This is a genomic window from Pelomicrobium sp. G1 (assembly GCF_051905455.1).
Lineage (GTDB): Bacteria > Pseudomonadota > Gammaproteobacteria > Burkholderiales > UBA6910 > Pelomicrobium.
Genome location: NZ_JBQACR010000008.1, coordinates 41,542 through 67,147 on the forward strand (window position 1 = coordinate 41,542; position 25,606 = coordinate 67,147).

Genomic DNA, 25,606 nt, shown 5'->3' on the forward strand with positions numbered 1-25,606 from the left:
GCGGCTGCCCTATTTCAAGCCTCGGCCTTGGGCTTGGACACCACCACCAGCGCGGGACGGATCACTCGATCGTGCAACATATAGCCCTTCTGCATCACCTGCATCACCAGCCCGGCGGGGCCGTCGGACTCCACCGTGGTCATGGCGTGGTGGCGATGGGGATCGAACTTCTCGCCTTGGCCCGGGTTGATCTCCCGGATGCCGAATTTCTCGAACAACTGGTCGAGCAGCTTCAGGGTGAGCGCCACGCCCTCGCGCAACTGCTCGAAGGAAGCGTTCTCCACCGTGAGGGTGGTCTCCAGGCTGTCCTTGATGGGCAGCAACTGGGTCGAAAAGCTCTCCACCGCGTACTTGTGGGCGTTGGCGATCTCCGCCTCGGCGCGCTTGCGGAGGTTGTCCGCCTCCGCCTTCGCCCGCAGCCAGGCGTCGTAGTGTTCCTGGGCGGCTTGCTCGGCTTTTTTCAGCGTCTCCTCCAGACTGGCGATCACGTCGGGCTCCGGCGCCTGGGCTAGGGTTTGTTCAGGAGCGCCGGACGGGGCCGGCTCCCTTGCTTCCGTGGCTCCCTCGACGGCGGGGGCGCCCATCGGCTCCGGGGAAGGGACCTTGTCCCGCTCGATTTCTTGCATAGGCACGTTCCTCCAGTGAACTGAAGAATTAAATTTGCTATGGCGGCGCCCGCCGGGGATTTCAAGGGCTGTGGACGCGTTTTCCTCGCTATATTAGAGTGTGCTAATCTTTTTCAAGATGGCGGAGACGGCCAAAATCATCGACTTGCAGGGCGAGCCGGAAAGTCGGGTGCGCACCGCGGCTTTCTATGCCCTGCGGGACCTCGCCCGGGGGGAACGGGCCACGGTGCTGACCCGGGAGGAGCCCACCCTGGTGTTGGAGGCGGTCAACCTGCAGTTGCGCGGGCGGCTCGCCTGGCGGGTCTTCCCGGAAGGGGGGGCCTGGCGGGCCGAGGTGGGGCTCAAGGAGGATGCCCCGCCCCAGGACGCGATCGATCTCCTCACCCGGCACCACGCGTCCCTCGACCGCCTCTTTGTCCGGGCGCTCGAGCGGGTAAACGACGGGGCGGTGGCGGAGGCGGCCCCTTTGCTCGCTTCCTTTGCGGCCGAGCTGCGGGCCCACATCGCCTTCGAAGACGGCGTTCTCGCCCTGAGGCTCGCCGTTCCCGCCAGCCCGGCGGGGGACGATCCCCTGTCCATCATGCTGCGGGAACACCGGGAAATCCTCGCCCAGCTCGCCCTGCTGGAGGAGTGCCTGGCCCAAGAGCCCCCCGACAGGGCGGAGGTGGGCGCCTTCTGCGCCATCCTCTCGGGAACCCTGGCGAAGCACGAGCATCGGGAGGAAAACCACCTGTTTCCGCTATGGCGCCTGGGCCTCGACCGGCTCGCCCCGGCGGAGCGCCGGCGCCTGCTCGACGACCTGCTCGCCCGGCTGCCCTGGATGGATCCGCCCGGCTGAGCCCCTTCATTCCGCGGGGGTCGTTTCCGCCTCCCGCTTGGCGATGGGGGTGATCAGGACCCGGTCCACCCGCTTGCGTTCGTTGTCCACCACCTGGCGCCGGCGAAGACGCCCACCGCCGTGATGCCGATCTGGATGGTGGACAAGAACGGCCCCGGCTGCTCGGCCAGATGGAGCGCGGCGGCGGCGGCCGGGTCGCCCCGGTCCGCCCATTGGCGCAGCTGCAGCTTGCGGGCGGTGACGATCGCCAGCTCGGACATGGCCAGCACGCGGTTCAGAAGGATGAGGCTTCCGAGAATGAACAGGTCCATCGTTTTTTCCGTCGGGAGAGGAAAGGGGGTTGTGTTAGGCGGCAGGCGCCAGAACGGCATCGGCCTCCACGCCCGGGGACCTGCGGGGAAAGATCAGGCCTGGGCCCCCAGGGCCAGGGCCCGCTGCCGGGAGCGTTGCAGCGCCTCGGGCCCCGGTTCTCCTTCCAGCCACCCCTGCATGTGACCCTGGGCCAGCTCGGCCAGGGCGTGGATCCAGTCGGGCCGGTCGTTGAGGGCGGGGATGTAGTGGAACTCGCCACCTCCGGCGCCGAGGAACAGGGCCTTGCCCTCGATGGCGATTTCTTCCAAGGTTTCCAGGCAGTCGGCCACGAAGCCGGGGCAGATCACGTCCACCCGGCGCGTCCGAGCCCGGCCGAGGGCGACGAGGGTATCGGCGGTGTAGGGCTTCAGCCACTCGGCCCGCCCGAAGCGGGACTGGAAGGTGACTCGGTACTGGTCGGATTTGAGGCCCAGGGCCTCCGCCAGCAGCCGGCCGGTTTTCTGGCACTCGCAGTGGTAGGGGTCGCCCTTGTCCAGCGTATAGCGCGGCACCCCGTGGAAGCTCATGATGAGGAGCTCCCCCTGGCCGTGCCTTTCCCAGTGGTCCCTCACCCGACCCGCCAGGGCGGCGATGTAGCGGGCATGGTCGTGGAAGTGCTTGACGAGCCTCAGGGCCGGCACGTTGCGCATGGACTTCGCCGCCGCGAACACCGCGTCGAAGGCGCTTGCCGTGGTACTGGCGGAATACTGGGGGTACAGGGGCAGCACCAGCACCCGATCGCAGCCCAGGGCCTTGAGCTGCGCAAGCGCCTGGGCCACGGAAGGAGTGCCATAGCGCATGGCGTACTCCACCGCGGGGGCGGGCTTGATCCGCTCCCCCAGGGTGCCCAGCAGCAGCTTCGCCTGCCGCTCGGTGTGGAGGCGCAGGGGCGAGCCCTCAGGCGTCCAGATCTGGGCGTAGCGCTTGGCGGATTGTCTGGGACGGGTGGTGAGGATAAAGCCGTTTAGGATCAGCCACCACAGGGGGCGGGGAAGCTCCACCACCCGCGGGTCCCACAGGAACTCCTTGAGGTAGCGGCGCAGCGCGGCGGGCGTGGGGGCGTCCGGCGTGCCCAGATTGATGAGCAGCACCCCGGCTCGGGTCGGGCGTCCGTGCTGGAAAGGGGGCTCGGGGGAATAGGGCACGGGGGCTCAAGCTTGCCGGAGGGAGGACGTACCGCGGCGCCCGCCCCCTGGCCGCCCGGATCGGGCGTCTTGCGGTGGACGTCGCCTCATTGCTGGGACAGGGCCCCGGAGAGGAGCTTGGCCGTGATCTCCACTAGGGGGATCACCCGGTCGTAGGCCATGCGGGTGGGGCCCACCACGCCGAGCGTCCCCACCACCCGGCCGTCCACCTCGTAGGGGGCGGTGACCACGCTGCATTCGTCCAGGGGTACCACCCCCGACTCCTCGCCGATGAAGATCTTCACTCCCTGGGCCTGGCGGCTCGCTTCCAGCAGCCGGAGCAGGTCGGTTTTGCGCTCGAACAGATCGAAGAGCTGGCGCAGCCGCGACCTGTCGGAGGACAGATCGCGGATGTCCAGCAGGTTGTGCTCTCCGGTGACCACCACCGCGTCCCGGGTGTCCTGCACAGCTTCGCTTCCCGCCTCAATGGCGGAGGTCATGAGCTCGACCATCTCCCGCCGCAGATCGGTAAGCTCCTGCTTCAAGCGCCCCCTGATCTCGTCGAAGGTGAGCCCGGCGTAGTGCTGGTTGAGGTAGTTGGAGGCCTCGGCCAGCTCGGAAGCGCTGTAGCCGCGCTCCGGGACGATGACCCGGTTCTGGACACTGCCTTCGGGCGTGACGATGATGAGGAGCAGCCGCCGCTCCGAGAGCTTCAGGAACTCGATGTGGCGGAAGGCCGGGACGTCGGGCCGGGGCAGCATCACCACGCCGGCAAAGCGGGTGAGCTGGGAAAGCAATTGGGAGGCGGCGTTCACCAGACGCTGGGGGTTATCCGGGTGCAGGTGCTCCGACAGCTCGGCTACTTGGCGCTCCTCCAGGGGCTTCACCACCAGAAGGCTGTCGACGAACAGCCGGTAGCCTCGGACCGTGGGCACCCGGCCGGCCGAGGTGTGGGGACTGGCGACGAGGCCCATATCCTCCAGGTCGGCGATCACGTTGCGGATGGTGGCCGGGGACAGGTCCAGCCCGGAGTACTTGGAAAGGGAGCGCGAGCCCACCGGATCGCCCTCCACGATGTAGCGCTCCACCAGGGTCTTCAGGAGAATCTGGGCCCGCTCGCTCAGCATGGGAAAATTCTACAACCGCCCCTCCGGCGGCACCAGCCGCAGCCTTAAGGGCGCCGGCCCCGCTTCGCCCGGTCGTTTTGTGGTTTAATCCCCGCGATGAACGAGTCCTTCAAGACCATCGCCCTGGTGGGGAAGTTCAAGAGCGCCGAGATCGCCGGGCCGCTCCTCAAGCTTGGCGCCTACCTGAAAGAGCGCGGCATCGAGGTGTTGGTGGACCGCCTGACCGCGACCCACCTGGGGCAAGCCGGCTACCCGGCCCTCACCCTGGACGAGATCAGCCGCCGGGCGCAACTGGCGGTAGTACTGGGCGGCGACGGCACCATGCTCAACATCGCCCGCACCCTCGCGCCCTACGGAGTGCCCCTGGTGGGCGTCAACCAAGGGCGTCTCGGTTTTCTCACCGACATCTCGGTGGACACCATGCTGGAAACCCTGGGCGCCATGCTGGACGGGCAGTACGTGGTGGAGGAGCGCATGCTGCTCGCGGGAGAGGTGGTCTCGTCCCAAGCCGTGGTGTTCCAGGGGCTCGCCCTCAACGACGTGGTGGTGCACCGGGGCACCAAGGGGAGCATGATCGAGTTCGAGGTGCGCCTGGACGGCCAGTTCGTCTATAGCCAGCGCTCCGACGGGCTCATCGTGGCCACTCCCACCGGCTCCACCGCCTATGCCCTTTCCGCCGGCGGCCCCATTGTCCACCCGGGGCTTAAGCTCATCACCCTGGTGCCCATCTGCCCCCATACCCTCTCCAACCGGCCCATCGTGATCGGCGCGGACTCGGTGGTGGAGATTCTGATGCACGAGACCAACAGCTCTCGGGTGCATTTCGACAGCCACTCCCACGCGGAGCTGCGGGAAAACGACCGGGTGGTGGTGAAGCGCTCGCCTAGCCCAGTCAGGCTCCTCCACCCGGTGGGGCACAGCTACTACCACATGCTGCGGGAGAAGCTGCGCTGGAGCGAGCAGCCCTTTTTCCAGTCCCAGTCGTAGCCCGCGCCACCCGTACCAGCCATGCTACGGTACCTGCGTATCCGTGATTTCGTGATCGTGGAAGAGGTGGAGCTGGAGTTCGCCCCCGGCTTCACCGCCCTCACGGGGGAGACCGGCGCCGGCAAGTCCATCCTGATCGACGCCCTGGCCCTGGTGCTGGGGGAGCGGGCGGACGCGGGAGTGGTGCGAAGGGGCGCGGCGCGGGCGGAGATCGCCGCCGAGTTCGACGTCTCCCGGCTCCCCGGGGTTGAAGCCTGGCTGGCGGAGGGGGGCTTCGACGCCGAGCCGGGAAGCTGCCTGCTGCGCCGGGTGCTAGAGCTCTCCGGCCGCTCCCGGGCCTTCATCAACGGGGCGAGCGCCACCGTACAGCAGCTTAGGGAGGTGGGGGAGCGCCTGGTGGACATCCACGGCCAGCATGCCCACCAGTCCCTGCTGCGCGGCGACTACCAGCGGGAACTGCTAGATGCCCTGGGCGGGCAGACGGCCCTGGCCCAGGAAGTGGCGGCGGCCTACCGCCAGTGGCAGACCCTGCGCGCCCGGCGTATCGAGTGGCAGAAAAACGAGCAGGCCCTCGCCCGGGAACGGGACGAGCTGGAGCGGGACCTGAAGGAGCTGGAGGCCCTCGCTTTTTCCCCCGACGAGTGGCAGGCCCTGCAGGCGGAACACAAGCGGCTTGCCCACGCCGCCGCCCTGCTGGAGGGCGCTCAAGGGGCCCGAGAGGCCCTCGAGGGGACGGATGGGGCGGTGCTGGCCCAAGTCCGGGGGGTGATCCAGCGCCTTTCCGCTCTTACCGACTACGATTCCCGGCTCAAGGAGGCGCTGGAGCTTCTGGAGCCGGCGGAGATCCAGCTCAAGGAGGCGCTCTACAGCCTGAACCGCTACGCTTCCCGCCTGGAGCTGGACCCGGACCGGCTCGCCCAGGTGGAGAGCCGCCTGGCGGCGATCCACGGTTGCGCCCGCAAGCACCGGGTGACGGTGGAGGAGCTGCCGGAGCGGCTAGCCCGGGTACGGGAGCGGCTGGACGAGATCGGCGGGGCGGCGGGCCTCGAGGCCCTGATGGCCCAGGAAGAGGCAGCGCGGGAGGCCTATCTGGAGCGGGCGCGCCGGCTCTCCCAGGGCCGGAGAAAAGCCGCGGAGACCCTCTCGGAGGCGGTCACCCGGGCGTTCAGGGACCTAGCCCTGGGGGGCGGCCGTTTTACGGTCGCCTTCCACCCGGCGGATCCGGGAGGCAGCTTCGGCCTGGAGCAGGTGGAGTTCCAGGTGGCGACCCATCCGGGAACTCCGCCGGGCCCCCTGGGGAAAGTCGCCTCAGGAGGGGAGCTTTCCCGCATCAGCCTGGCGATCCAGGTGATCGCCAGCCGCGTGGCCCAGGTGCCCACCCTGATCTTCGACGAGGTGGACGCAGGCATCGGCGGCAAGGTGGCGGAGATCGTGGGGCGGCTCCTCAAGCAGTTGGGGACCTTGCACCAGGTGATGTGCGTGACCCACCTGCCCCAGGTGGCCGCCGCCGCGGACCATCAATGGCAGGTCACCAAGCTGGCACGGGACGGGGCGGTGGTGAGCCGCATCCGGCGGCTGGAAGCAGAGGAGCGGATCGACGAGATCGCCCGCATGGTGGGGGGCATGAAAATCACCGAGACCACCCGTCGGCACGCGCAAGAAATGCTCAAGGCCGTGCGGAACGGGGCTTGAGGGGGGAAAGCTCGCCTCACCCCGGGCGCTTCGCCCCCTTCAGGTGGGGGCAGTTTGGCTTGGTGCAGTCGGCGTAGATGTGCAGGGAATGGTCGTGGATGGTGAATCCCCGGTCCTTGGCGATCTTTACCTGGCGGCGCTCGATCTCGGGATCGTAGAACTCCTCCACCCGCCCGCACTGCAGGCAGACTAGGTGATCGTGGTGCCCGCCCTGGTTCAGCTCGTAGATGGCCTTGCCGCTTTCGAAGTGGTGCCGCATGAGGATCCCGGCCTGCTCGAACTGGGTGAGCACCCGGTACACCGTGGCGAGGCCCACGTCGATGCCCTCGGCGATGAGCTGCTTGTACACGTCTTCGGCCGAGAGGTGCCGCACCTTGCTGGTCTCGAACAGGTTGAGGATCTTGATCCGCGGCATGGTGGCTTTAAGCCCCATGGTCTTCAGCGCGTCGGGCGTGCTCATGGCATCCTCTCGGTGCAAGCGTCCTTTCGGGTATCATAAAACGTTCACGTCACGTTGAAAACGACACCTCGATCGATGTGCCGGTTCCTGCCCCTGTCTATTGTGCTGTGGCTCGCCGCCTGTTCCGGCTACCTGGGCCTCACCCCCTACCGGATGGACGTGCAGCAGGGCAACGTGGTGACCCAGGAGATGGTGTCCCGGCTCAAGCCCGGGATGACCCGGGAGCAGGTGAGGTTCATCCTGGGCACGCCCCTGGTGGCCGACCCGTTCCACGCGGACCGCTGGGATTACGTGTACCGGCTAGAGAAGCGGGGGGAGCTGGTGGAGGAGCGCAAGCTCACCGTGATCTTCGAGGAGGGGCGGTTGAAGCGGGTTGAGGGCGACGTGGTGGCGGCCCCGCCGGGAGAGGCCCCGGCGGCCGAGGCCCACCGCGGCGCGACCGCGGCCCGCTAGCCCGGGCAAGCCGATGGAGCCCATTCGCGTCGCCGTCGCGGGAAGCTCCGGGCGCATGGGGCGGGCGCTCCTGGAGGCGATCGCCGCGGCTCCCGACCTGCGACTGCACGCCGCCCTGGATCGGCCCGGCAGCCCGGTCCTTGGCCGGGACGCGGGGGAGCTCGTCGGCGCGCCCAACGGGGTGACCGTCACCGACGACCTGGCCGCGGCCCTCTCCGGCGCCCAGGTGCTCATCGATTTCACCCGGCCCGAAGGAACCCTGGAACACTTGCGGGCCGCCACCGTCCGGGGGGTCAACCTGGTCATCGGCACCACCGGATTCACCGAACCCCAGAAGCAGGCGATCGCCGAAGCCGCTCGGACCGTAGCCATCGTCCAGGCGCCCAACTTCAGCGTGGGCGTCAACCTGGCGCTCAAGCTCCTCGACCTGGCGGCCCGGGTGCTCGCTCAGGGCTACGACGTGGAGATCGTGGAAGCCCACCACCGGCACAAGGTGGACGCCCCGTCGGGGACCGCGCTGCGGATGGGGGAGGTGGTGGCCCGGGCCCTCGGCCGAAACTTACGCGAGTGCGCCGTTTACGGCCGGGAGGGGATCACGGGAGAGCGGCCGGAGAAGGCCATCGGCTTCGCCACGGTGCGGGGAGGGGACATCGTGGGTGAACATACCGTCATCTTCGCCGGCACCGGCGAGCGGCTGGAAATCAGCCACAAGGCCGGCAGCCGCGCCACCTTCGCCCAAGGGGCGCTACGGGCAGCCCGGTTCGTCGCGGGGCGGCCCCCGGGGCTCTTCGACATGCAGGACGTGCTGGGCCTGGGCTGAAAAGCTCCGCCGCGGGGACCTCATCGGACGTCCCCGTCCCGGGGCCTCGATTGAAGCCGTCTCCCCCTTCCCGTATAATGCGCCAAAAAACGGGATGGGCGCTGCGCTCGTCCCGTTTCTTTGTATCCTCCACGCCGTGCCCTGGGAATTGCCAGTGTCCGACCGTCCGCCCGCCTTGCTCGTGCTCGCCGACGGGACCGTATTCCGGGGGCTCTCCATCGGCGCGGAAGGGGCGGCGAGCGGGGAGGTGGTGTTCAACACCGCCATGACCGGCTACCAGGAGATCCTGACCGATCCTTCCTATTGCCGGCAGATCGTGACCCTCACCTATCCCCACATCGGCAACACCGGAGTCAACCCGGAGGACGTGGAATCGGACCGGGTGTACGCGAGCGGCCTGGTGGTTCGGGACGTGCCGGTCGCCTACAGCAATTTCCGGGCGACCCAGAGCTTGCCCGATTACCTGCGGGATCAGAACGTGGTGGCGATCGCCGGCATCGACACCCGCAAGCTCACCCGGATCCTGCGGGAGAAGGGGGCCCAGAACGGTTGCCTGATGGCGGGCCGCGTGGACGAGAAAGAAGCCCTGCGGCTTGCACGGGAGTTCCCGGGCCTGGCCGGCATGGACCTCGCCCAGGTGGTGAGCTGCCAGAGCGCCTATTCCTGGGACGAGGGGGAGTGGTTCCTGGGCGCCGGCTACGCCAAGGCGCCCGAGGCCAGGTTCCACGTGGTGGCCTACGACTACGGGATGAAGCGCAACATCCTGCGCAAGCTCGCGGCCCGGGGATGCCGCCTGACCGTGATCCCGGCTCGCACCCCCGCGGCGGAGGCGCTTGCCCTCCGGCCCGACGGGGTGTTCCTCTCCAACGGTCCCGGCGATCCGGAACCTTGCACCTACGCCATCGAGGCGATCCGCCGGCTCCTGGACACGGGCATCCCCATGTTCGGGATCTGCCTGGGGCATCAGCTCCTGGGGCTTGCCGCCGGCGCGAAGACCGTGAAAATGAAGTTCGGCCACCACGGCGCGAACCACCCGGTGCAGGACCTGGAGACCGGGCGGGTGATGATTTCCAGCCAGAATCATGGGTTCGCGGTGGATGCCGCGACCCTGCCGGAGCATTGCAAGGTGACCCACGTGTCCTTGTTCGATGGCAGCCTCCAGGGGTTCGCCTTTTCCGACCGGCCGGCCTTCTGCTTCCAGGGGCACCCGGAGGCGAGCCCCGGCCCCCACGACGTGGATTACCTCTTCGACCGCTTCGTGTCCCTCATGGCGCTCAGGAAAAGCGGCAAGCGGGAGATCGCCGCCGCCCCCGCCGGGGCGCGGGCCTGCCGGTAGGCCATGCCCAAGCGCACCGACATCCAGTCGATCCTCGTCATCGGCGCCGGTCCCATCGTCATCGGCCAGGCGTGCGAGTTCGATTATTCCGGCGCCCAGGCCTGCAAGGCCTTGAAGGAGGAGGGTTACCGGATCGTGCTGGTCAACTCCAACCCGGCCACCATCATGACCGACCCGGAGCTGGCCCACGCCACCTACATCGAACCCATCCACTGGCAGGCCATCGAGAAGATCATCGCCCTCGAGCGCCCCGACGCCCTGCTGCCCACCATGGGGGGCCAGACCGCCTTGAACTGCGCCCTGGACCTGGCCCGGGAAGGGGTACTGGAAAAGTACGGGGTGGAGATGATCGGCGCCAGTCGTGAGGCCATCGACAAGGCGGAGGACCGGGAGAAGTTCAAGCTGGCCATGAACCGCATCGGGCTCGCCTCGCCCCGTTCGGCCCTGGCCCACAGCATGGAAGAGGCGCTGCAGGTCCAGGCCATGGTGGGCTTCCCCGCCATCATCCGTCCCTCCTTCACCCTGGGCGGCACGGGGGGAGGGATCGCTTACAACCGGGAAGAGTTCGTCGCCATTTGCGAGCGGGGCTTCGACGCCAGTCCTACCCGCGAGGTGCTGGTCGAGGAGTCGGTGATCGGCTGGAAGGAGTTCGAGATGGAGGTGGTGCGGGACCGCAAGGACAACTGCATCATCGTCTGCTCCATCGAGAACCTGGATCCCATGGGGGTGCATACCGGCGATTCCATCACCGTGGCCCCGGCTCAGACCTTGACCGACAAGGAATACCAGATCATGCGCGACGCCTCCATCGCGGTGCTGCGGGAGATCGGGGTGGACACCGGGGGCTCCAACGTGCAGTTCGCCATCAACCCGCTTGATGGCCGCATGGTGGTGATCGAGATGAATCCCCGGGTGTCGCGCTCCTCGGCCTTGGCGTCCAAGGCCACCGGCTTTCCCATTGCCAAGGTGGCGGCCAAGCTCGCCGTGGGCTACACCCTGGACGAGCTGCGCAACGAGATCACCGGCGGCGCCACGCCCGCCTCCTTCGAGCCCTCGATCGACTACGTGGTCACCAAGATCCCCCGCTTCGCCTTCGAAAAGTTTCCCCAGGCGAACGACCGGCTCACCACCCAGATGAAGTCGGTGGGGGAAGTCATGGCCATCGGCCGCACCTTCCAGGAGTCCCTGCAGAAGGCCTTGCGGGGCCTGGAGACCGGCGCAGATGGCCTGGACGAGAAGAGCGCCGATCTCGCCGTGATCGAGGCGGAGCTGGCCAATCCGGGCGCAGAGCGCATTTTCTACGTGGCCGACGCCTTCCGTTGCGGGCTTTCCCTGGAAAAGGTCCACGAGCTCTCCCGGATCGACCCCTGGTTCCTCGCCCAGGTCCAGGACCTGGTGAGGCAGGAGCAGGCCCTCGCCGGCAAGGGGCTCGAGGACCTGGACCGCCCGGCGCTCGCGCGGCTCAAGCGCAGCGGATTCTCCGACCGACGCCTCGCCGCCCTGCTGGGCACGACCCAGGAGGCGGTGAGAAAACGGCGCTACGCCCTTGAGCTGCACCCGGTCTACAAGCGGGTGGACACCTGCGCCGCCGAGTTCGCGACCCGGACCGCCTACATGTACTCCACCTACGAAGAGGAGTGCGAAGCCGAGCCCACCGGGCGCAAGAAGGTGATGGTGCTCGGCGGCGGGCCCAACCGCATCGGCCAGGGCATCGAGTTCGACTACTGCTGCGTGCACGCGGCCCTGGCGCTGCGGGAAGACGGATTCGAGACCATCATGGTCAACTGCAACCCGGAGACGGTGTCCACCGACTACGACACCTCCGACCGGCTGTACTTCGAGCCCCTCACCCTGGAGGACGTGCTAGAGATCGTGCGGGTGGAGAAGCCCTTCGGGGTGATCGTGCAGTACGGAGGGCAGACGCCCTTGAAGCTCGCCCGGGACCTGGAGCGCAACGGCGTGCCCATCATCGGCACCAGCCCGGACATGATCGACTGCGCCGAGGACCGGGAGCGGTTCCAGGCCCTGCTGCACCGCCTGGGGTTGCGGCAGCCGCCCAACCGCACCGCCCGCACTCCGGAGGAGGCCCTCCGGCTGGCCCAGGAAATCGGCTATCCCCTGGTGGTGCGCCCGAGCTACGTGCTGGGGGGGCGGGCCATGGAGATCGTGCACGACGAGCGGGAGCTTGCCCGCTACGTGCGGGAGGCGGTCAAGGTGTCCAACGACTCCCCGGTGCTGCTGGACCGGTTCCTGAACGACGCCATCGAGGTGGACGTGGACGCGGTGAGCGACGGGGAGCGGGTGCTGGTAGGCGGCATCATGGAGCACATTGAGCAGGCGGGGGTGCACTCGGGCGATTCCGCTTGCTCCCTGCCCCCTTATAGCCTCTCCCTGGCGCTCCAGGGAGAGCTCAAGCGCCAGACCGTAGCCCTGGCCAAGGGGCTCGACGTGGTGGGGCTCATGAACGTCCAGTACGCGATCCAGGACGGGATCGTCTACGTGCTGGAGGTCAATCCCCGCGCTTCCCGCACGGTGCCCTTCGTCTCCAAGGCTACCGGGCTGCCGCTCGCCAAGATCGCTGCCCGATGCATGGTGGGCAAGACCCTCGCCCGCCAGGGGGTGGTGGAGGAGGTTACGCCCCACTATTTCTCGGTCAAGGAGGCGGTCTTCCCCTTCATCAAGTTCCCGGGGGTAGACACCATCCTGGGCCCGGAGATGAAGTCCACCGGCGAGGTGATGGGGGTAGGGGAGACCTTCGCCGAAGCGTTCGTGAAATCCCAGGTGGCGGCGGGGGGGAAGCTCCCCCGCGCCGGCAACGTGCTGCTTTCGGTGCGCGCGGCCGACAAGCCCCGGGTGATCGAGATCGCCCGGGCCCTCGCCTCCCTGGGCTTCGGCCTCATGGCCACCAAAGGGACGGCGGCGGCGCTCGAGGCCGCGGGCCTGTCGGTCACGCCCGTCAACAAGCTGGGCGAAGGACGGCCCAACATTGTGGATTACATCAAGAACGGCGAGATCAATCTCATCATCAACACTACCGACGACAGCCGCGCGGCGATCCAGGATTCCTATTACCTGCGGCGTGAAGCGCTGCAGCACCGCATCACCTACTACACCACCGTGGCCGGGGCCCGGGCGGCTTGCTTGGGGATGCAGCACATGCGCGAGTCCAAGGTCTACGATCTCCAGGGACTGCACCGGGCGCTGAGGGCGACGCGCTCGGCGGCCTGACCCGCCGGCTTTTCCCCTGGCTTGGCGGGTCCGGCCGCATCTCGTTATCCTAAAAATTCCATGGAGGGAGTGTTCGCAGGCATGAACAAGATTCCGTTAACGGTGACCGGCGCCGAGAAGCTGCGCGCCGAGCTCCACGACCTGAAAACGGTGCAGCGGCCGGCGATCATCCAGGCGATCGCCGAAGCCCGCTCCCATGGCGACTTGTCGGAGAATGCCGAGTACCACGCCGCCAAGGAGCGGCAGAGCTTCATCGAGGGGCGCATCAACGAGCTGGAGGCGAAGCTCTCCAACGCCCAAATCATCAACCCGGCCCTGCTGGACGCCGACGGCCGCTGCGTGTTCGGCGCCACCGTGGACCTGGAGGACATGGCGAACGGGGAGGTGGTGACTTACCAGATCGTGGGGGACGACGAGGCGGACATCAAGGAAGGCAAGATCTCCATCAGCTCCCCCATCGCCCGGGCCCTCATCGGCAAGCGTCCGGGAGACGTGGCGGAAGTCCTGGCTCCCGGGGGAATCCGGGAATACGAGATCCTGGACGTGCGCTACGTCTGAGGCGTTTTCCCCTTGCCCGGGAGCCTTCCGCTCCGGGAAGGCGCGCGGCGGGCCCGCGGCACCCGTCGAGGGTTTTTCCCCGGGGCGGCGGGCGGCGCTTGCGGCTTGGGCCGGTAGAGCACCAGCATCCTGCCGATCTGCTGGACCAGGCTGGCGCCCAAGGCGGCGCCCAGGGCCGCAGCCGAGGTGGCCCGCTCCCGCCGGTCCCCCGCGGCGAGGCGCACCTTGATGAGCCCGTGGCTCGCGAGCTGCCGGTCGATTTCCGCCACCACAGCCGCCGAGAGCCCGGCCTCGCCCGTGAGCACCACCGGCTTGAGCTTATGGGCCCGGGCCTTGAGCGAGCGCCGCTCGGCGGGGGTAAGCTCTGGCATGACGCTTTCTTTTCTTTCGCCGAAGGTGCGCGATCTTAGCCCATGGCCCGCTCCAAGACCAGCAAGGCGTGGATGCAGAAGCACGTGTCCGACCCCTATGTCCGGCGGGCCCGGGCCGAAGGCTACCGTTCGCGGGCGGCTTACAAGCTCCTGGAACTCAACCGGCGGGACCGCCTGCTAAGGCCCGGGCTCACGGTGGTGGACCTGGGGGCGGCCCCCGGGGGCTGGAGCCAGGTGGCGGCCGCCCGGGTGGGGGCCGCGGGCCGGGTGCTGGCCGTGGATCTTTTGGAGATGGTCCCGATCCGGGGCGTGGAGTTCATTCTCGGGGATTTCCGCGCCCCGGCGACCCTGGATCGGCTCGCTGGCGCCCTGGGCGGCCGCCCGGCGGACCTTGTGCTCTCGGACATGGCCCCCAACATAAGCGGTATGGCCGAAGTGGATCAGGCCCGCAGCCTGGAGCTGGCCCAGGCGGCGGTAGAATTCTGCGAGGGCCATCTGAAACCGGGCGGCACCCTCTTAGTCAAAGTGTTTCAGGGGGCTGGGTTCGAGGAATTCGCGGCGGGGTTGCGGCGGCGGTTCTCGAAGGTGGCCGTTCGCAAACCCGGCGCGTCCCGCAACCGCTCGGCGGAAGTGTACCTGCTGGCGAGGGGTTTCGGCGGGCTCTTGCGAACCACGGAAGGGGGCATTTAGGGTTAAAATAGCGCTTGGGGCCCGGAGATGGGCCCTTAAGCATCTTTTTCAGGAGCAGCTTTGAACAATCTCGTCAAGAACATCGCCATCTGGCTGGTCATTGCCCTGGTGCTGATGACCGTGTTCAACCAGTTCAGCACCCGCCAGCAGCCCCAGGCCCAGATGAACTACTCCCAGTTCATCGAGGAGGTGAAGGCGGGGCACATCGCCAAGGTGACCATCGAGGGGCGCACCCTCAAGGGGGTGAAGACCGACGGCAAGCGCTTCGTCACCTATTCCCCCTCCGACCCGTGGATGGTGAGCGATCTGCTCAAAAACGGCGTGATCATCGAGGCCAAGCCCGAGGAGGAGCCGTCGCTGCTCATGAATATCTTCGTCTCCTGGTTTCCCATGCTGCTCCTCATCGGCGTGTGGATTTTCTTCATGCGCCAGATGCAGGGCGGCGGCCGGGGCGGGGCTTTCTCCTTCGGCAAGAGCCGGGCGCGGATGCTGGATGAATCCCAGAACACCGTCACCTTTGCCGATGTCGCGGGCTGCGAGGAGGCGAAGGAGGAGGTGGCGGAGCTGGTGGAGTTCCTGCGCGACCCGGGCAAGTTCCAGAAGCTGGGCGGGCGCATTCCCCGCGGGGTGCTCATGGTGGGCAACCCGGGCACCGGCAAGACCCTGCTCGCCAAGGCGATCGCCGGCGAGGCCAAGGTGCCCTTCTTCAGCATCTCGGGCTCCGACTTCGTTGAGATGTTCGTCGGCGTGGGCGCCGCCCGGGTGCGCGACATGTTCGAGCAGGCGAAGAAGCACGCTCCCTGTATCGTGTTCATCGACGAGATCGACGCGGTGGGGCGCCAGCGGGGTGCCGGCTTGGGCGGCGGCAATGACGAGCGGGAACAGACCCTGAACCAGTTACTGGTGGAGATGGACGGTTTCGAGTCCACTTCCGGCGTGATCGTGATCGCGGCCACCAACCGGCCCGACGTGCTGGACCCGGCCCTGCTCAGGCCCGGTCGCTTCGACCGGCAGGTGGTAGTACCCCTGCCCGACATCCGCGGGCGCGAGCAGATCCTGATGGTGCACATGCGCAAGGTGCCGGTGGCGCCGGACGTGCGCCCCGACGTGATCGCCCGGGGCACGCCGGGCTTTTCGGGCGCGGACCTCGCCAACCTGGTGAACGAGGCGGCCCTCTTTGCGGCGCGGGCCAACAAGCGGCTCGTGGACATGGAGGATTTCGAGCGGGCCAAGGACAAGATCATGATGGGTGCCGAGCGGCGCTCCATGGTCATGCCCGAGCACGAGCGCAGAAACACCGCCTACCACGAGGCCGGCCACGCGGTGGTGGCCAAGCTCCTGCCCAAGACCGACCCGGTGCACAAGGTGACCATCATCCCGCGGGGGCGGGCGCTGGGGGTGACCATGCAATTGCCGGAAGAGGACCGCTACAGCTACGACCGGGAGTACATCCTCAACAAGATCGCCGTGCTCTTCGGCGGCCGCATCGCCGAGGAAATCTTCATGAACCAGATGACCACGGGGGCGTCCGACGACTTCCGCAAGGCTACCGACATGGCTCGGCGCATGGTCACCGAGTGGGGCATGAGCGAGGTGATGGGTCCCATGGTGTATGGCGAGAACGAGGGTGAGGTGTTTCTCGGCCGCTCCATCACGACTCACAAGAACGTGTCCGAGGCCACCATGCAGAAGGTGGACCAGGAAATCCGGCGCATCATCGACCAGCAGTACGCTTTGGCGCGGCGGCTGATCGAGGAGAACCGGGACAAGGTGGAGCTGATGGCTAAGGCGCTCCTCGAGTGGGAAACCATCGACGCCGACCAGATCAACGACATCATGGAAGGCCGCCCGCCGCGGCCGCCCAAGCCGGCCGTGGCCCCGGCGCCCGCGGCCCCCGCGTCCCACGATAACAAGCCCAGCGCTTCTCCCACCACCCGGCCGGCCCAGGAGACCTGAGCGCCGGGAAGCGACGGCTGCCAAGGAGGGAAGGTGGCATGAACTCGAGCCTCCAGCCCGGTTCCTCCTTCCTCCCGCCGCTCTCCTCCCTATGAACCGGTCTTTGCGCTGCGGCGGGTTCACCCTGGACCTTTCGCGCCCCCTGGTCATGGGGGTGGTCAACGTCACCCCCGACTCTTTTTCCGACGGCGGTCGATACCTGTCGGCCCAGGCCGCCATCGATCACGCCCGCCGACTGGTGGAGGAGGGGGCCGATCTCCTGGACATCGGCGGGGAGTCTTCCCGGCCGGGAGCCGAACCGGTGCCGGTGGAAGAGGAGTTGCGGCGGGTGATGCCGGTGCTGGAGGCGGTGGTGGCCCTGGGGGTGCCGGTGTCGGTGGATACCATGAAGCCCCAGGTCATGCGCGCCGCGATCGGCGTCGGCGCGGCCATGGTGAACGACATCCTGGCGCTGCGGGCCCCGGGGGCGCTGGAGGCAGTGGCGGGAAGCGACGTGGCGGTGTGTCTCATGCACATGCAGGGCGAGCCGCGCACCATGCAGGTGAACCCTACCTACGGGGACGTGGTGCGGGAGGTGCGGGACTTCCTGGCCGAACGGGTGGCGGCCGCCGAGGCGGCGGGCATCGAACGCAGCCGCATCGTAGTGGATCCCGGCTTCGGCTTCGGCAAGGACCGCTCCCACAACCTGGCTCTATTCCGCAACCTGCCGGTGTTCGCCGCCCTGGGCGTCCCGGTGCTGGTGGGGCTGTCGCGCAAGTCGGTGCTGGGCAGGCTCACCGGCCGGGACGTGAACGAGCGCCTGGCCGCGAGCCTCGCCGCCGCGGTCCTGGCGGTGGAGCGGGGCGCCCACATCGTGCGGGTCCATGACGTGGCCGCCACCCGGGACGCCCTGGCGGTCCTGGCGGCCGTTGCCGGCGCTGCCTGAAAAAGTGGCATCCGCAGCCGCCTTTCCCTTACCTCCCCATCATTTCCCGCCCGGTCTTGAAGGGACGCCCCGGGCCCAGCCGGCATGAATTCCGGGCCAGGCCGGGATGGGGCGGACCGGCCCTTGCGCCTGACGGCGGCTCGCCGGGAAGTCAGGCGATTGTTCCCGGAAGGCGGGTAGAGTAGATTGATGCCGTTCGTCAGTCACGGGCGGCGCGGCGTATGAAAAGAAAGTATTTCGGAACGGACGGAATACGGGGACGGGTCGGGGAGGCGCCCATCACCCCCGATTTCGTGATGCGGCTGGGCTACGCGGCGGGAAGAACGCTTCTCGCCCGCTCTTCCCTCCCCAAGGGGGAGCGGCCGGCGGTGCTGATCGGCAAGGACACCCGCATTTCCGGCTACATGCTGGAGGCTGCCCTGGAGGCGGGCTTCTCGGCCGCGGGAGTGGACGTGATGCTCTCCGGCCCCATGCCCACGCCGGCGGTGGCCTACCTCACCCGGGCCTTGCGCTTGCAGGCTGGGGTGGTGATCAGCGCCTCCCACAATCCCTACGATGACAACGGCATCAAGTTCTTTTCCGCCGACGGCTTCAAGCTCGCCGACGAGACCGAAGAAGCGATCGAGGCCGCCCTGGAGGAGCCCCTGGACACCATGCCTTCGGCGGGCCTGGGAAAGGCGCGGCGGGTGAACGACGCGGCCGGGCGCTACATCGAGTTTTGCAAAAGCACCTTCCCCTCCCGGCTCGACTTGCGGGGGATGCGGCTGGTGGTGGATTGCGCCCACGGCGCCACCTACCACGTCGCCCCCCACGTGTTCCATGAGTTGGGGGCCGACGTGGTGGCCATCGGCGCCGATCCGGACGGCCTGAACATCAACCAGGAGGCCGGTGCCTTGTACCCCCAGGCCCTCCAGCGGGCGATCCGCGACCAGGGGGCGGACCTGGGGATCGCGTTCGACGGAGACGGGGATCGGGTGGTGATGGCGGACGCGGAAGGGCGACTCTACGACGGGGATCAGCTCCTCTACGTGATCGCCCTGTTGCGCCGGGCGCTGGGGACCCTGGACGGGGGCGTGGCGGGCACCCTCATGACCAACTACGCCCTGGAGCGGGCCTTTGCCGAGCGCGGCGTTCCCTTCAAGCGGGCGAAGGTGGGGGACCGCTACGTGCTGGAGCTCTTGCTGCGGGAAGGGTGGGAGCTGGGGGGCGAGAATTCCGGCCACATCATCTGCCTGGACAAGCACACCACCGGCGACGGCATCGTCTCCGCCCTGCAGGTGCTGCACGCGATTCGCGGGCGGGGACAAAGCTTGGCCGAGCTGACCCGGGAGCTCCTCCTCTATCCCCAGGTCTTGGTCAACGTGCGAGTGGAGCGGGGGTTCGATTTCCGCCGCGACCCCCGGGTCCAGTCGGCGGTGGCGGAAACCGAGCGGCTGCTGAACGGGGACGGCCGGGTGCTGCTGCGGGCCTCCGGCACCGAACCCGTCATCCGGGTCATGGTGGAGGGCCGCTCCCGGGAGCAGGTGGCCCGGCTCGCCCAGAACCTGGCCGACGCGGTGCGGGAAGCGGCGGGCTGAAGCCCCCCCATCATAAAAATTAAATTTAAATTCAATAGCTTATATACACACCCGGGCGCTGGACGCTACGGCCTTCCGTTTGTCACGAAACTGTAACCGGGCAGGCGTAGGATTCGGTTTGCACGTTTACGTAACCAGACGAGGAGAACGATTCATGCATATAGCGACAGGGTACAAATGGCTCGGTGCGGCGGCGTTTCTGGCCGGCTCCTTCGGCGCGATGCCCTTCGCCCATGCCGACATCGTGAAGGTCGACGGCTCCAGCACGGTCTACCCCATCACGGAGGCGGTGGCCGAAGAGTTTCAAAAGTCCACCAAGGGCAAGTACAAGGTGACCGTCGGCATCTCCGGCACCGGCGGCGGCTTCAAGAAGTTCTGCCGCGGGGAGACCGACATCTCGAACGCCTCCCGTCCCATCCTTAAGAGTGAGATGGAGCAGTGCCAGAAGAGCGGCATTCGGTACATCGAACTACCGGTTGCCTTCGACGCCCTCACAGTGATCATCAACCCGAAGAACACCTGGGCCGAAGAGCTGACCGTAGGGGAGCTGAGGAAGATGTATCACCCGGATTCCCAGGGCAAGGTAACCAGCTGGAAGCAGGTTCGCGAGAGCTTTCCCGACGCGCCCCTCAAACTGGCCGGCGCCGGGGCGGACTCGGGCACCTTCGATTACTTCACCGAGGCGGTCAACGGAAAGGCGAAGGCCAGTCGGGGCGATTACCTGGCAACGGAAGATGACAATGTGACGGTGCAGTTCGTCAGCCGCGATGTGAACGCCATCGGTTACCTGGGGCTTGCCTACTACGTGGAGAACAAGGACAAGTTGAAGGCGGTCAAGATCAAAATGGACGAAAAGAGCCCGGCGGTCGCTCCCTCCATCGAGACGGTCAACAAGGGCACTTACCAGCCCCTCTCCCGTCCGATCTTCATCTACGTGAGCGAGAAGTCGCTGGCGAAGCCCGAGGTCCGGCAATTCGTCGAGTTCTACCTGACCCACGCCGGCAAGCTCGCCAAGGAGGTGGGCTACGTGGATCTTCCCAAGGCGGCCTACGAGCTGGCCATGCAAAACTTCAAGAACAGGAAGCTGGGGACCGCGTTCGGCGGCGAAGCCGAAGTGGGGGTGGCGGTGGAAGATCTCCTCAAGCGCGAAGCCAAGCTGTAACTGCCAGTGACAAAAAGCCGGGGGAGCATCCCCCGGCTTTTTACTACCCCGCGCCGTCTGCCATAATAACGACTTCGCTTGTCATCCCCCATGAGCACCGTGGTCCCCGCGACGTCAGAACAGACGGCTGCTGCCCTGGCGAACAATCGCCTGATGCACCGGCGCTTCCGGAACATCAAGGAGCGACTTATCGAATCCGCGCTCTTCCTGGCGGCGTTCTCGGCTGTTGTGACCACCATTGCCATCGTAGTCATCCTGGTCTACGAATCGATCGGCTTCTTCGAGCAGGTTTCCATCGTTGAATTCCTGACTGATACCCAATGGACGCCGCTTTTCACCGAGAAACACTTCGGGATCCTCCCCCTGCTCTCGGGGACGCTGGTGGTGGCGGGCGTGGCGCTGGCGGTGGCGGTTCCCCTCGGGATCGTGATCGCGCTTTACTTGAGCGAGTTCGCGCCGCATTCGGTGCGGGAGGTGGTAAAGCCTTTTCTCGAGATGCTCGAGGGCGTGCCGACCGTGGTGTATGGTTATTTCGCCTTGCTGTTCGTGACGCCGCTGCTGCAGAAGTTCATCCCCGACCTGCAGGGGTTCAACATGCTCGGCCCCGGCATCGTGATCGGGATCATGATCATCCCTTACGTCTCGTCGGTGTCCGAGGACGCCATGCGGGCCGTGCCCATGGCCATGCGCGAGGGCAGCTTCGCCATGGGGGCGACGCGACTGCAAACGGCCCTGCGCGTCGTGCTGCCGGCGGCCGCCTCCGGAGTAGTTGCCGCATTCGTGCTCGGCATATCGCGGGCGGTCGGGGAGACCATGGTAGTCGCCATCGCCGCCGGGCAGCAGCCCAACTTCACCTGGAATCCGATGGAGCCGGCGGCGACGCTGACCGCCTACATCGTGCAGGTTAGCCTTGGCGATCTCCCCCACGGTTCTCTTGAATACCAGACCATCTTCGCCGCCGGGCTGACGCTGATCGTGCTGACACTCGGGTTCAACGTGCTTGGACACCTTTTGCGCCAACGTTTCCGCGAGGCCTACTGATGGCGCATCCGCACCCGCGAGACCTGGAAGCCATCCGCCGGATGATCGGCCGCCGCAAGCTGGGAGATCATCTGTTTGTGCTGCTCGGAATCCTGGCGACCATGGTGGGCGTGCTGACCCTGTTGGCGCTGTTCATCGATTTGCTGATCGACGGGGTGCCAAGGATTTCCTGGGATTTTCTTACCAGCTTTCCGTCGCGCCGGGCCGGGCAGGCCGGCATCCTTTCGGCATGGGTCGGCACCTCCCTGGTGATGCTGGTCACTTTGTTCGCCGCGGTCCCTCTCGGCGTCGCAGCAGGAATCTATCTAGAGGAATACGCGCCCAAGAACTGGATCACGGCCCTGATCGAGATCAACGTGACCAACCTGGCCGGAGTCCCGTCCATCGTCTACGGCTTGCTCGCGCTGGGGCTCTTCGTTTACGCGCTGGGATTCGGGCAGAGTATCCTGTCTGCCGGACTGACCCTCGCCCTGCTGATTCTTCCCGTGGTCATCGTGGCCACCCGCGAAGCGATCCGCTCCGTCCCGCAAGCCATCCGGGAGGCGGCCTACGCAGTGGGCGCCACCAAGTGGCAGGTGGTGTCGGACCATGTCCTGCCGTATTCGTCGGCGGGGATTCTCACCGGCGTGATCATCGGGCTCGCCCGGGCGATCGGGGAGACCGCGCCGGTCATCACCATCGGTGCGCTCACCTTCATCGCCTTCCTGCCCCCATCGCCCATCTCTAGCGAGCCGCCGTTCATCAATTTCGAGTGGCTGTTTTCCCCATTCACCGTCCTTCCGATCCAGATGTTCAACTGGGTGACGAGACCGGAATCCGCGTTCCTGGTGAACGCGGCGGCCGCCGGCGTCGTGCTCATCGTCATGACCTTGCTCATGAACGCCCTGGCGATCTATCTGCGCTACCGGATCCGCCAGAAGATCAAGTGGTAAGCAGGAGGAACGCCCCGATGACGGTCATGACTCCGCCCCCCGCCGGCACCCCGATCAAGGCCGAGGTGCGGAATTTCAACTTCTACTACGGCACCTATCACGCCCTCAAGAACATCAACATGCCGATCGCCGAGTACCAGATCACAGCGCTGATCGGCCCATCCGGCTGCGGCAAGTCCACTTTCCTGCGGTCGTTCAACCGCATGCACGACCTCTACCCCGGAAACCGGTACGAAGGCGAGATCCACCTGCACCCGGACAACGTGAACATCCTGAGCCCCAAGGTGGACCCCATCGAGGTGCGGATGCGCATCAGCATGGTGTTCCAGAAGCCCAATCCCTTTCCCAAGTCGATCTACGAAAACGTCGCTTACGGCCTGAGGGTGAGGGGCGTACGGCAGAAGGCGGTGCTGGACGAGAAGGTGGAAGAGGCGCTGCGCAGTGCGGCCCTGTGGGAGGAGGTGAAGGACCGCCTGGACGATCTGGCCTTCAACCTCTCCGGCGGCCAGCAGCAGCGCCTGTGCATCGCTCGGGCCCTGGCCACGAACCCGGAGCTGCTTTTGTTCGACGAGCCCACCTCCGCCCTGGACCCCATCGCCACCGCCAGCATCGAAGAGCTGACCGCCGAGCTTAAAAGAAAGGTCACGATCCTCATCGTCACCCACAACATGCAGCAGGCGGCCCGCATTTCCGACTATACCGCCTACATGTACCTGGGCGAGCTGATCGAGTTCGGCCCGACCGACGAGCTGTTCATCAAGCCCAAGAACAAGCAGACCGAGGACTACATCACGGGCCGGTTCGGCTGAACCGGTCGCCCACGCTCCGCAGCGGGAGGTCACTCCCCTACGGCATCCCGGCGGCGCCGCCGAGGCATGCGCCGACCTGTCCCGATCTCGGGAGAAGAACTTTGGGGACCGCGGACGGCGACCTCCCGGCTTTTCGGTTGACCCTATATAGCTGAGCGGGTAACATTTCTTAGTTTTAAGGGATCGGGTCCGAATGCGCCGAAAGCTCGTTGCAGGCAACTGGAAAATGCACGGAAGCCTGGCCGAGAACCGGTCGCTGCTGACGGCCGTCGTGCCTGCGACCCGAGGGCTCAACCGGGTCGACGTGGCCGTCTGTGTTCCGTTCCCCTACCTCCAGCAGGCCCAAGAGCTGCTGTCTGGGACCCACATATTGTGGGGGGCGCAGGATGCCAGCCGGCACGCGAAGGGGGCTTTCACCGGCGAGGTTTCGGCCCGGATGATCGCCGAGTTTGGTGCCCGCTACGTGATCGTCGGTCACTCGGAGCGCCGCACCTACCACGGCGAATCGGACGCCCTGGTGGCGGCCAAGGGCGAGGCGGTGCTGAAAGCTGGGTTGACCCCCATCGTCTGCCTGGGGGAGAGGCTGGAGGAGCGGGAGCGAGGTGAGACCGAAGCGGTGGTGGCCCGCCAGCTCGAGGCGGTGATGGACAGCTTGGGCGTCGCGGCCTTGAGCGGTTGCGTCCTGGCCTACGAGCCCGTGTGGGCGATCGGCACCGGCAGGACGGCGACACCCGAGCAGGCCCAGGAGGTCCACGCCTACCTGCGTCGCCGAGTGGCGGAGCGTGACGGCGCGGTGGCCGCCGGCCTCATCATCTTGTACGGCGGCAGCGTGAAGGGCTCGAACGCCCGGGCCTTGTTCTCCATGCCGGACATCGACGGAGGGTTGATCGGCGGCGCGTCCCTGGTGAGCGAGGAATTCGTTGCCATCTGCCGGGCTGCCCAGGCGTAGAGAGGTAAAGCGTGAAAATCTTGATCCTGGTCATTCACGTGCTCGCCGCGGCGGGTATCATCGGGCTGGTTTTGCTCCAGCACGGCAAGGGCGCGGACATGGGCGCGGCGTTCGGTAGCGGTGCTTCGGGCAGCCTCTTCGGCGCCACCGGTTCGGCCAATTTTTTGAGCCGCAGCACCGCGCTCCTGGCGGTGGTTTTCTTTCTGACCAGCATGGGGCTTGCCTATCTCAGCGGTCAGAAGGCCGAACGCCAGGGCGTGATGGCCGACCAGCCGATGCAGAGCAAGCCGGTGGCGCCGCCGTCCGAGGTGCCGGCGCCGGGCACGGAGGCGTCCAAGGCGAAGGAGATACCGAAATAGGGGTCGCCGGTGGCGAGCAACAGTGCCGGTTGCCGGGATTCCTGGCCCGGGCGGGTCCCCATCCAGCCTACGAATAACAATGTCGCCGACGTGGTGAAATTGGTAGACACGCCGTCTTGAGGGGGCGGTGGCGAAAGCCGTGTGAGTTCGAGTCTCACCGTCGGCACCACAGGTTTCTCCCCGGCGTTCCTCGGAACTTCCCGGGTGCGGGCGCGGCTCTAAATTGATGCTGTGGTGCTCTGCGGCCTTGCCGCCGGACGGTAGGGCGCGCCGGGCCCGTGCGGCGGCGAGAAGCGGAAGCGGATGCTCGAAAACTATTTTCCGATCTTGATGTTCATCCTGGTGGGGCTCGCGGTGGGCGTGCTGCCCATCGCCCTAGGCTGGTTCGCCAGCACGGCCCTCGGCGTCAACCGCCCGGACAGCGAGAAGCTCTCTCCCTACGAGTGCGGCTTCGAGGCCTTCGAGGACGCCCGGATGAAGTTCGACGTGCGCTACTACCTGGTGGCGATCCTGTTCATCCTGTTCGACCTGGAGATCGCCTTCCTTTTCCCCTGGGCGGTGGTGCTGAAGGAGATCGGGATGTTTGGCTTCGTCGCCATGCTGTTGTTCCTGGGAATCCTCGTCGTGGGGTTCGTTTACGAGTGGATGAAGGGCGCGCTGGAATGGGAGTAGGCGGTGCGGTGACGAGCGGAAAGGCCCGGAGTCGCGGGCAGACGGCGGGCCGCTTCCCACTGGCGATCCGGAGGTAAGAGGCCATGGGCGCTGAGAACCTGCTGGAGAAGGGCTTCATCACGACGACGGCGGACAAGCTGATCAACTGGACCCGCACCGGGAGCCTGTGGCCCATGACCTTCGGGCTCGCTTGCTGCGCGGTCGAGATGATGCACGCCGGCGCCTCCCGCTACGACCTGGACCGGTTCGGGGTCGTGTTCCGACCCAGCCCGCGCCAGTCGGACGTGATGATCGTGGCCGGCACCCTGTGCAACAAGATGGCCCCGGCCTTGCGCAAGGTCTACGACCAGATGGCGGAGCCGCGCTGGGTGATTTCCATGGGGTCCTGTGCCAACGGCGGCGGCTATTACCACTATTCCTATTCGGTGGTGCGCGGCTGCGACCGCATCGTGCCGGTGGACATCTACGTTCCCGGCTGCCCGCCCACCGCCGAAGCGCTGCTCTACGGCGTGATCCAGTTGCAGAACAAGATCAAGCGCACCAACACCATCGCCCGCTGAGCC

Annotated in this window: 26 protein-coding genes and 1 tRNA gene; 21 read left to right on the forward strand and 6 right to left on the reverse strand. The window is 66.9% G+C overall.

What is annotated here, in order from left to right:
• Positions 1–14: 14 nt before the first annotated feature.
• Positions 15–626 (reverse strand): nucleotide exchange factor GrpE, encoded by a 612-nt coding sequence (grpE, locus tag ACTFO6_RS09220; protein WP_439934166.1) that lies wholly within the window; start codon positions 624–626, stop codon positions 15–17.
• A gap of 118 nt (positions 627–744) precedes the next feature.
• Here grpE and ACTFO6_RS09225 point away from each other — a divergent pair, with 118 nt between their 5' ends.
• Positions 745–1,464: a hemerythrin domain-containing protein gene (locus tag ACTFO6_RS09225; protein WP_439934167.1), complete on the forward strand. Its 720-nt coding sequence runs from the start codon at positions 745–747 to the stop codon at positions 1,462–1,464.
• Between the two features lie 53 nt (positions 1,465–1,517).
• Here ACTFO6_RS09225 and ACTFO6_RS09230 read toward each other — a convergent pair whose 3' ends face one another.
• The 3 genes from ACTFO6_RS09230 to hrcA form a co-directional block, all read right to left on the reverse strand.
• Entirely contained in the window at positions 1,518–1,775 is a 258-nt protein-coding gene (locus ACTFO6_RS09230) for a CNNM domain-containing protein (RefSeq protein ID WP_439934168.1), read from the reverse strand.
• 93 nt (positions 1,776–1,868) lie between these two features.
• The gene (hemH, locus tag ACTFO6_RS09235; protein WP_439934169.1) at positions 1,869–2,960 is read right to left on the reverse strand and encodes a ferrochelatase; all 1,092 of its coding nucleotides are present in this window, start codon (positions 2,958–2,960) and stop codon (positions 1,869–1,871) included.
• A gap of 86 nt (positions 2,961–3,046) precedes the next feature.
• Positions 3,047–4,066: a heat-inducible transcriptional repressor HrcA gene (hrcA, locus tag ACTFO6_RS09240; RefSeq protein WP_439934170.1), complete on the reverse strand. Its 1,020-nt coding sequence runs from the start codon at positions 4,064–4,066 to the stop codon at positions 3,047–3,049.
• A 96-nt stretch (positions 4,067–4,162) separates the two neighbouring features.
• Here hrcA and ACTFO6_RS09245 point away from each other — a divergent pair, with 96 nt between their 5' ends.
• Both ACTFO6_RS09245 and recN read left to right on the forward strand, forming a co-directional pair.
• The gene (locus ACTFO6_RS09245) at positions 4,163–5,053 is read left to right on the forward strand and encodes an NAD kinase (RefSeq protein WP_439934171.1); all 891 of its coding nucleotides are present in this window, start codon (positions 4,163–4,165) and stop codon (positions 5,051–5,053) included.
• 21 nt (positions 5,054–5,074) lie between these two features.
• Positions 5,075–6,745, forward strand: a complete 1,671-nt coding sequence (recN, locus tag ACTFO6_RS09250) for a DNA repair protein RecN (RefSeq protein WP_439934172.1) — start codon at positions 5,075–5,077, stop codon at positions 6,743–6,745.
• 16 nt (positions 6,746–6,761) lie between these two features.
• On the opposite strand, the gene fur is transcribed toward recN, so the two are convergent.
• The gene (gene fur / locus ACTFO6_RS09255; protein WP_439934173.1) at positions 6,762–7,205 is read right to left on the reverse strand and encodes a ferric iron uptake transcriptional regulator; all 444 of its coding nucleotides are present in this window, start codon (positions 7,203–7,205) and stop codon (positions 6,762–6,764) included.
• A gap of 75 nt (positions 7,206–7,280) precedes the next feature.
• Between fur and ACTFO6_RS09260 the strand changes: the two genes are divergently transcribed.
• The 5 genes from ACTFO6_RS09260 to greA all read left to right on the forward strand — a co-directional run bounded on the left by ACTFO6_RS09260 (position 7,281) and on the right by greA (position 13,600).
• Positions 7,281–7,658, forward strand: coding sequence for an outer membrane protein assembly factor BamE (locus ACTFO6_RS09260; protein ID WP_439934174.1), 378 nt, complete (start codon positions 7,281–7,283; stop codon positions 7,656–7,658).
• Positions 7,659–7,671: 13 nt separating this feature from the next.
• A complete protein-coding gene (gene dapB, locus ACTFO6_RS09265; RefSeq protein ID WP_439934175.1) occupies positions 7,672–8,478 on the forward strand; it encodes a 4-hydroxy-tetrahydrodipicolinate reductase in 807 nt (268 codons plus the stop codon).
• A gap of 154 nt (positions 8,479–8,632) precedes the next feature.
• A complete protein-coding gene (gene carA / locus ACTFO6_RS09270) occupies positions 8,633–9,814 on the forward strand; it encodes a glutamine-hydrolyzing carbamoyl-phosphate synthase small subunit (RefSeq protein ID WP_439934176.1) in 1,182 nt (393 codons plus the stop codon).
• Positions 9,815–9,817: 3 nt separating this feature from the next.
• A complete protein-coding gene (carB, locus tag ACTFO6_RS09275; protein WP_439934177.1) occupies positions 9,818–13,042 on the forward strand; it encodes a carbamoyl-phosphate synthase large subunit in 3,225 nt (1,074 codons plus the stop codon).
• 81 nt (positions 13,043–13,123) lie between these two features.
• Positions 13,124–13,600 carry a transcription elongation factor GreA gene (greA, locus tag ACTFO6_RS09280; protein ID WP_439934178.1) on the forward strand — a complete coding sequence of 159 codons (477 nt, stop codon included), beginning with the start codon at positions 13,124–13,126 and terminating at the stop codon, positions 13,598–13,600.
• On the opposite strand, the gene ACTFO6_RS09285 is transcribed toward greA, so the two are convergent.
• Positions 13,591–13,971 (reverse strand): YhbY family RNA-binding protein, encoded by a 381-nt coding sequence (locus ACTFO6_RS09285; RefSeq protein WP_439934179.1) that lies wholly within the window; start codon positions 13,969–13,971, stop codon positions 13,591–13,593. The two genes, greA and ACTFO6_RS09285, sit on opposite strands and share 10 nt — an antisense overlap.
• 42 nt (positions 13,972–14,013) lie before the next feature.
• Here ACTFO6_RS09285 and ACTFO6_RS09290 point away from each other — a divergent pair, with 42 nt between their 5' ends.
• The 13 genes from ACTFO6_RS09290 (at position 14,014) to ACTFO6_RS09350 (ending at position 25,603) form a co-directional block, all read left to right on the forward strand.
• Positions 14,014–14,661: an RlmE family RNA methyltransferase gene (locus tag ACTFO6_RS09290; RefSeq protein ID WP_439934180.1), complete on the forward strand. Its 648-nt coding sequence runs from the start codon at positions 14,014–14,016 to the stop codon at positions 14,659–14,661.
• A 60-nt stretch (positions 14,662–14,721) separates the two neighbouring features.
• On the forward strand, positions 14,722–16,617 hold the full coding sequence (gene ftsH, locus ACTFO6_RS09295; protein WP_439934181.1) for an ATP-dependent zinc metalloprotease FtsH: 1,896 nt from the start codon (positions 14,722–14,724) through the stop codon (positions 16,615–16,617).
• A gap of 91 nt (positions 16,618–16,708) precedes the next feature.
• Positions 16,709–17,542: a dihydropteroate synthase gene (gene folP / locus ACTFO6_RS09300; RefSeq protein ID WP_439934182.1), complete on the forward strand. Its 834-nt coding sequence runs from the start codon at positions 16,709–16,711 to the stop codon at positions 17,540–17,542.
• A 221-nt stretch (positions 17,543–17,763) separates the two neighbouring features.
• The gene (gene glmM / locus ACTFO6_RS09305; RefSeq protein ID WP_439934183.1) at positions 17,764–19,119 is read left to right on the forward strand and encodes a phosphoglucosamine mutase; all 1,356 of its coding nucleotides are present in this window, start codon (positions 17,764–17,766) and stop codon (positions 19,117–19,119) included.
• Positions 19,120–19,273: 154 nt separating this feature from the next.
• Positions 19,274–20,281 (forward strand): PstS family phosphate ABC transporter substrate-binding protein, encoded by a 1,008-nt coding sequence (locus ACTFO6_RS09310; protein ID WP_439934184.1) that lies wholly within the window; start codon positions 19,274–19,276, stop codon positions 20,279–20,281.
• A gap of 153 nt (positions 20,282–20,434) precedes the next feature.
• Entirely contained in the window at positions 20,435–21,322 is an 888-nt protein-coding gene (gene pstC, locus ACTFO6_RS09315; protein ID WP_439934290.1) for a phosphate ABC transporter permease subunit PstC, read from the forward strand.
• Positions 21,322–22,254 (forward strand): phosphate ABC transporter permease PstA, encoded by a 933-nt coding sequence (gene pstA, locus ACTFO6_RS09320; protein ID WP_439934185.1) that lies wholly within the window; start codon positions 21,322–21,324, stop codon positions 22,252–22,254. The genes pstC and pstA overlap by 1 nt, the downstream gene beginning before the upstream one ends.
• Before the next feature lie 17 nt (positions 22,255–22,271).
• Entirely contained in the window at positions 22,272–23,063 is a 792-nt protein-coding gene (gene pstB / locus ACTFO6_RS09325; protein WP_439934186.1) for a phosphate ABC transporter ATP-binding protein PstB, read from the forward strand.
• Positions 23,064–23,256: 193 nt separating this feature from the next.
• Positions 23,257–24,012, forward strand: a complete 756-nt coding sequence (gene tpiA, locus ACTFO6_RS09330) for a triose-phosphate isomerase (protein WP_439934187.1) — start codon at positions 23,257–23,259, stop codon at positions 24,010–24,012.
• A gap of 11 nt (positions 24,013–24,023) precedes the next feature.
• Positions 24,024–24,371: a preprotein translocase subunit SecG gene (gene secG / locus ACTFO6_RS09335; RefSeq protein ID WP_439934188.1), complete on the forward strand. Its 348-nt coding sequence runs from the start codon at positions 24,024–24,026 to the stop codon at positions 24,369–24,371.
• Between the two features lie 84 nt (positions 24,372–24,455).
• Positions 24,456–24,540 (forward strand) — tRNA-Leu (locus ACTFO6_RS09340).
• Positions 24,541–24,674: 134 nt separating this feature from the next.
• The gene (locus ACTFO6_RS09345; RefSeq protein ID WP_439934189.1) at positions 24,675–25,043 is read left to right on the forward strand and encodes an NADH-quinone oxidoreductase subunit A; all 369 of its coding nucleotides are present in this window, start codon (positions 24,675–24,677) and stop codon (positions 25,041–25,043) included.
• A gap of 83 nt (positions 25,044–25,126) precedes the next feature.
• Entirely contained in the window at positions 25,127–25,603 is a 477-nt protein-coding gene (locus ACTFO6_RS09350; RefSeq protein WP_439934190.1) for a NuoB/complex I 20 kDa subunit family protein, read from the forward strand.
• The last annotated feature ends 3 nt before the right edge of the window (positions 25,604–25,606 follow it).

Bases quoted from the DNA above. Each gene is read 5' to 3' on its own strand.
- grpE (WP_439934166.1), bottom strand. From the start codon at position 626: ATGCAAGAAATCGAGCGGGACAAGGTCCCTTCCCCGGAGCCGATGGGC.
- ACTFO6_RS09225 (WP_439934167.1), top strand. From the start codon at position 745: ATGGCGGAGACGGCCAAAATCATCGACTTGCAGGGCGAGCCGGAAAGT.
- ACTFO6_RS09230 (WP_439934168.1), bottom strand. From the start codon at position 1,775: ATGGACCTGTTCATTCTCGGAAGCCTCATCCTTCTGAACCGCGTGCTG.
- hrcA (WP_439934170.1), bottom strand. From the start codon at position 4,066: ATGCTGAGCGAGCGGGCCCAGATTCTCCTGAAGACCCTGGTGGAGCGC.
- ACTFO6_RS09245 (WP_439934171.1), top strand. From the start codon at position 4,163: ATGAACGAGTCCTTCAAGACCATCGCCCTGGTGGGGAAGTTCAAGAGC.
- recN (WP_439934172.1), top strand. From the start codon at position 5,075: ATGCTACGGTACCTGCGTATCCGTGATTTCGTGATCGTGGAAGAGGTG.
- fur (WP_439934173.1), bottom strand. From the start codon at position 7,205: ATGAGCACGCCCGACGCGCTGAAGACCATGGGGCTTAAAGCCACCATG.
- ACTFO6_RS09260 (WP_439934174.1), top strand. From the start codon at position 7,281: ATGTGCCGGTTCCTGCCCCTGTCTATTGTGCTGTGGCTCGCCGCCTGT.
- dapB (WP_439934175.1), top strand. From the start codon at position 7,672: ATGGAGCCCATTCGCGTCGCCGTCGCGGGAAGCTCCGGGCGCATGGGG.
- carB (WP_439934177.1), top strand. From the start codon at position 9,818: ATGCCCAAGCGCACCGACATCCAGTCGATCCTCGTCATCGGCGCCGGT.
- greA (WP_439934178.1), top strand. From the start codon at position 13,124: ATGAACAAGATTCCGTTAACGGTGACCGGCGCCGAGAAGCTGCGCGCC.
- ACTFO6_RS09285 (WP_439934179.1), bottom strand. From the start codon at position 13,971: ATGCCAGAGCTTACCCCCGCCGAGCGGCGCTCGCTCAAGGCCCGGGCC.
- ACTFO6_RS09290 (WP_439934180.1), top strand. From the start codon at position 14,014: ATGGCCCGCTCCAAGACCAGCAAGGCGTGGATGCAGAAGCACGTGTCC.
- folP (WP_439934182.1), top strand. From the start codon at position 16,709: ATGAACCGGTCTTTGCGCTGCGGCGGGTTCACCCTGGACCTTTCGCGC.
- glmM (WP_439934183.1), top strand. From the start codon at position 17,764: ATGAAAAGAAAGTATTTCGGAACGGACGGAATACGGGGACGGGTCGGG.
- ACTFO6_RS09310 (WP_439934184.1), top strand. From the start codon at position 19,274: ATGCATATAGCGACAGGGTACAAATGGCTCGGTGCGGCGGCGTTTCTG.
- pstC (WP_439934290.1), top strand. From the start codon at position 20,435: ATGCACCGGCGCTTCCGGAACATCAAGGAGCGACTTATCGAATCCGCG.
- pstA (WP_439934185.1), top strand. From the start codon at position 21,322: ATGGCGCATCCGCACCCGCGAGACCTGGAAGCCATCCGCCGGATGATC.
- pstB (WP_439934186.1), top strand. From the start codon at position 22,272: ATGACGGTCATGACTCCGCCCCCCGCCGGCACCCCGATCAAGGCCGAG.
- tpiA (WP_439934187.1), top strand. From the start codon at position 23,257: ATGCGCCGAAAGCTCGTTGCAGGCAACTGGAAAATGCACGGAAGCCTG.
- ACTFO6_RS09345 (WP_439934189.1), top strand. From the start codon at position 24,675: ATGCTCGAAAACTATTTTCCGATCTTGATGTTCATCCTGGTGGGGCTC.
- ACTFO6_RS09350 (WP_439934190.1), top strand. From the start codon at position 25,127: ATGGGCGCTGAGAACCTGCTGGAGAAGGGCTTCATCACGACGACGGCG.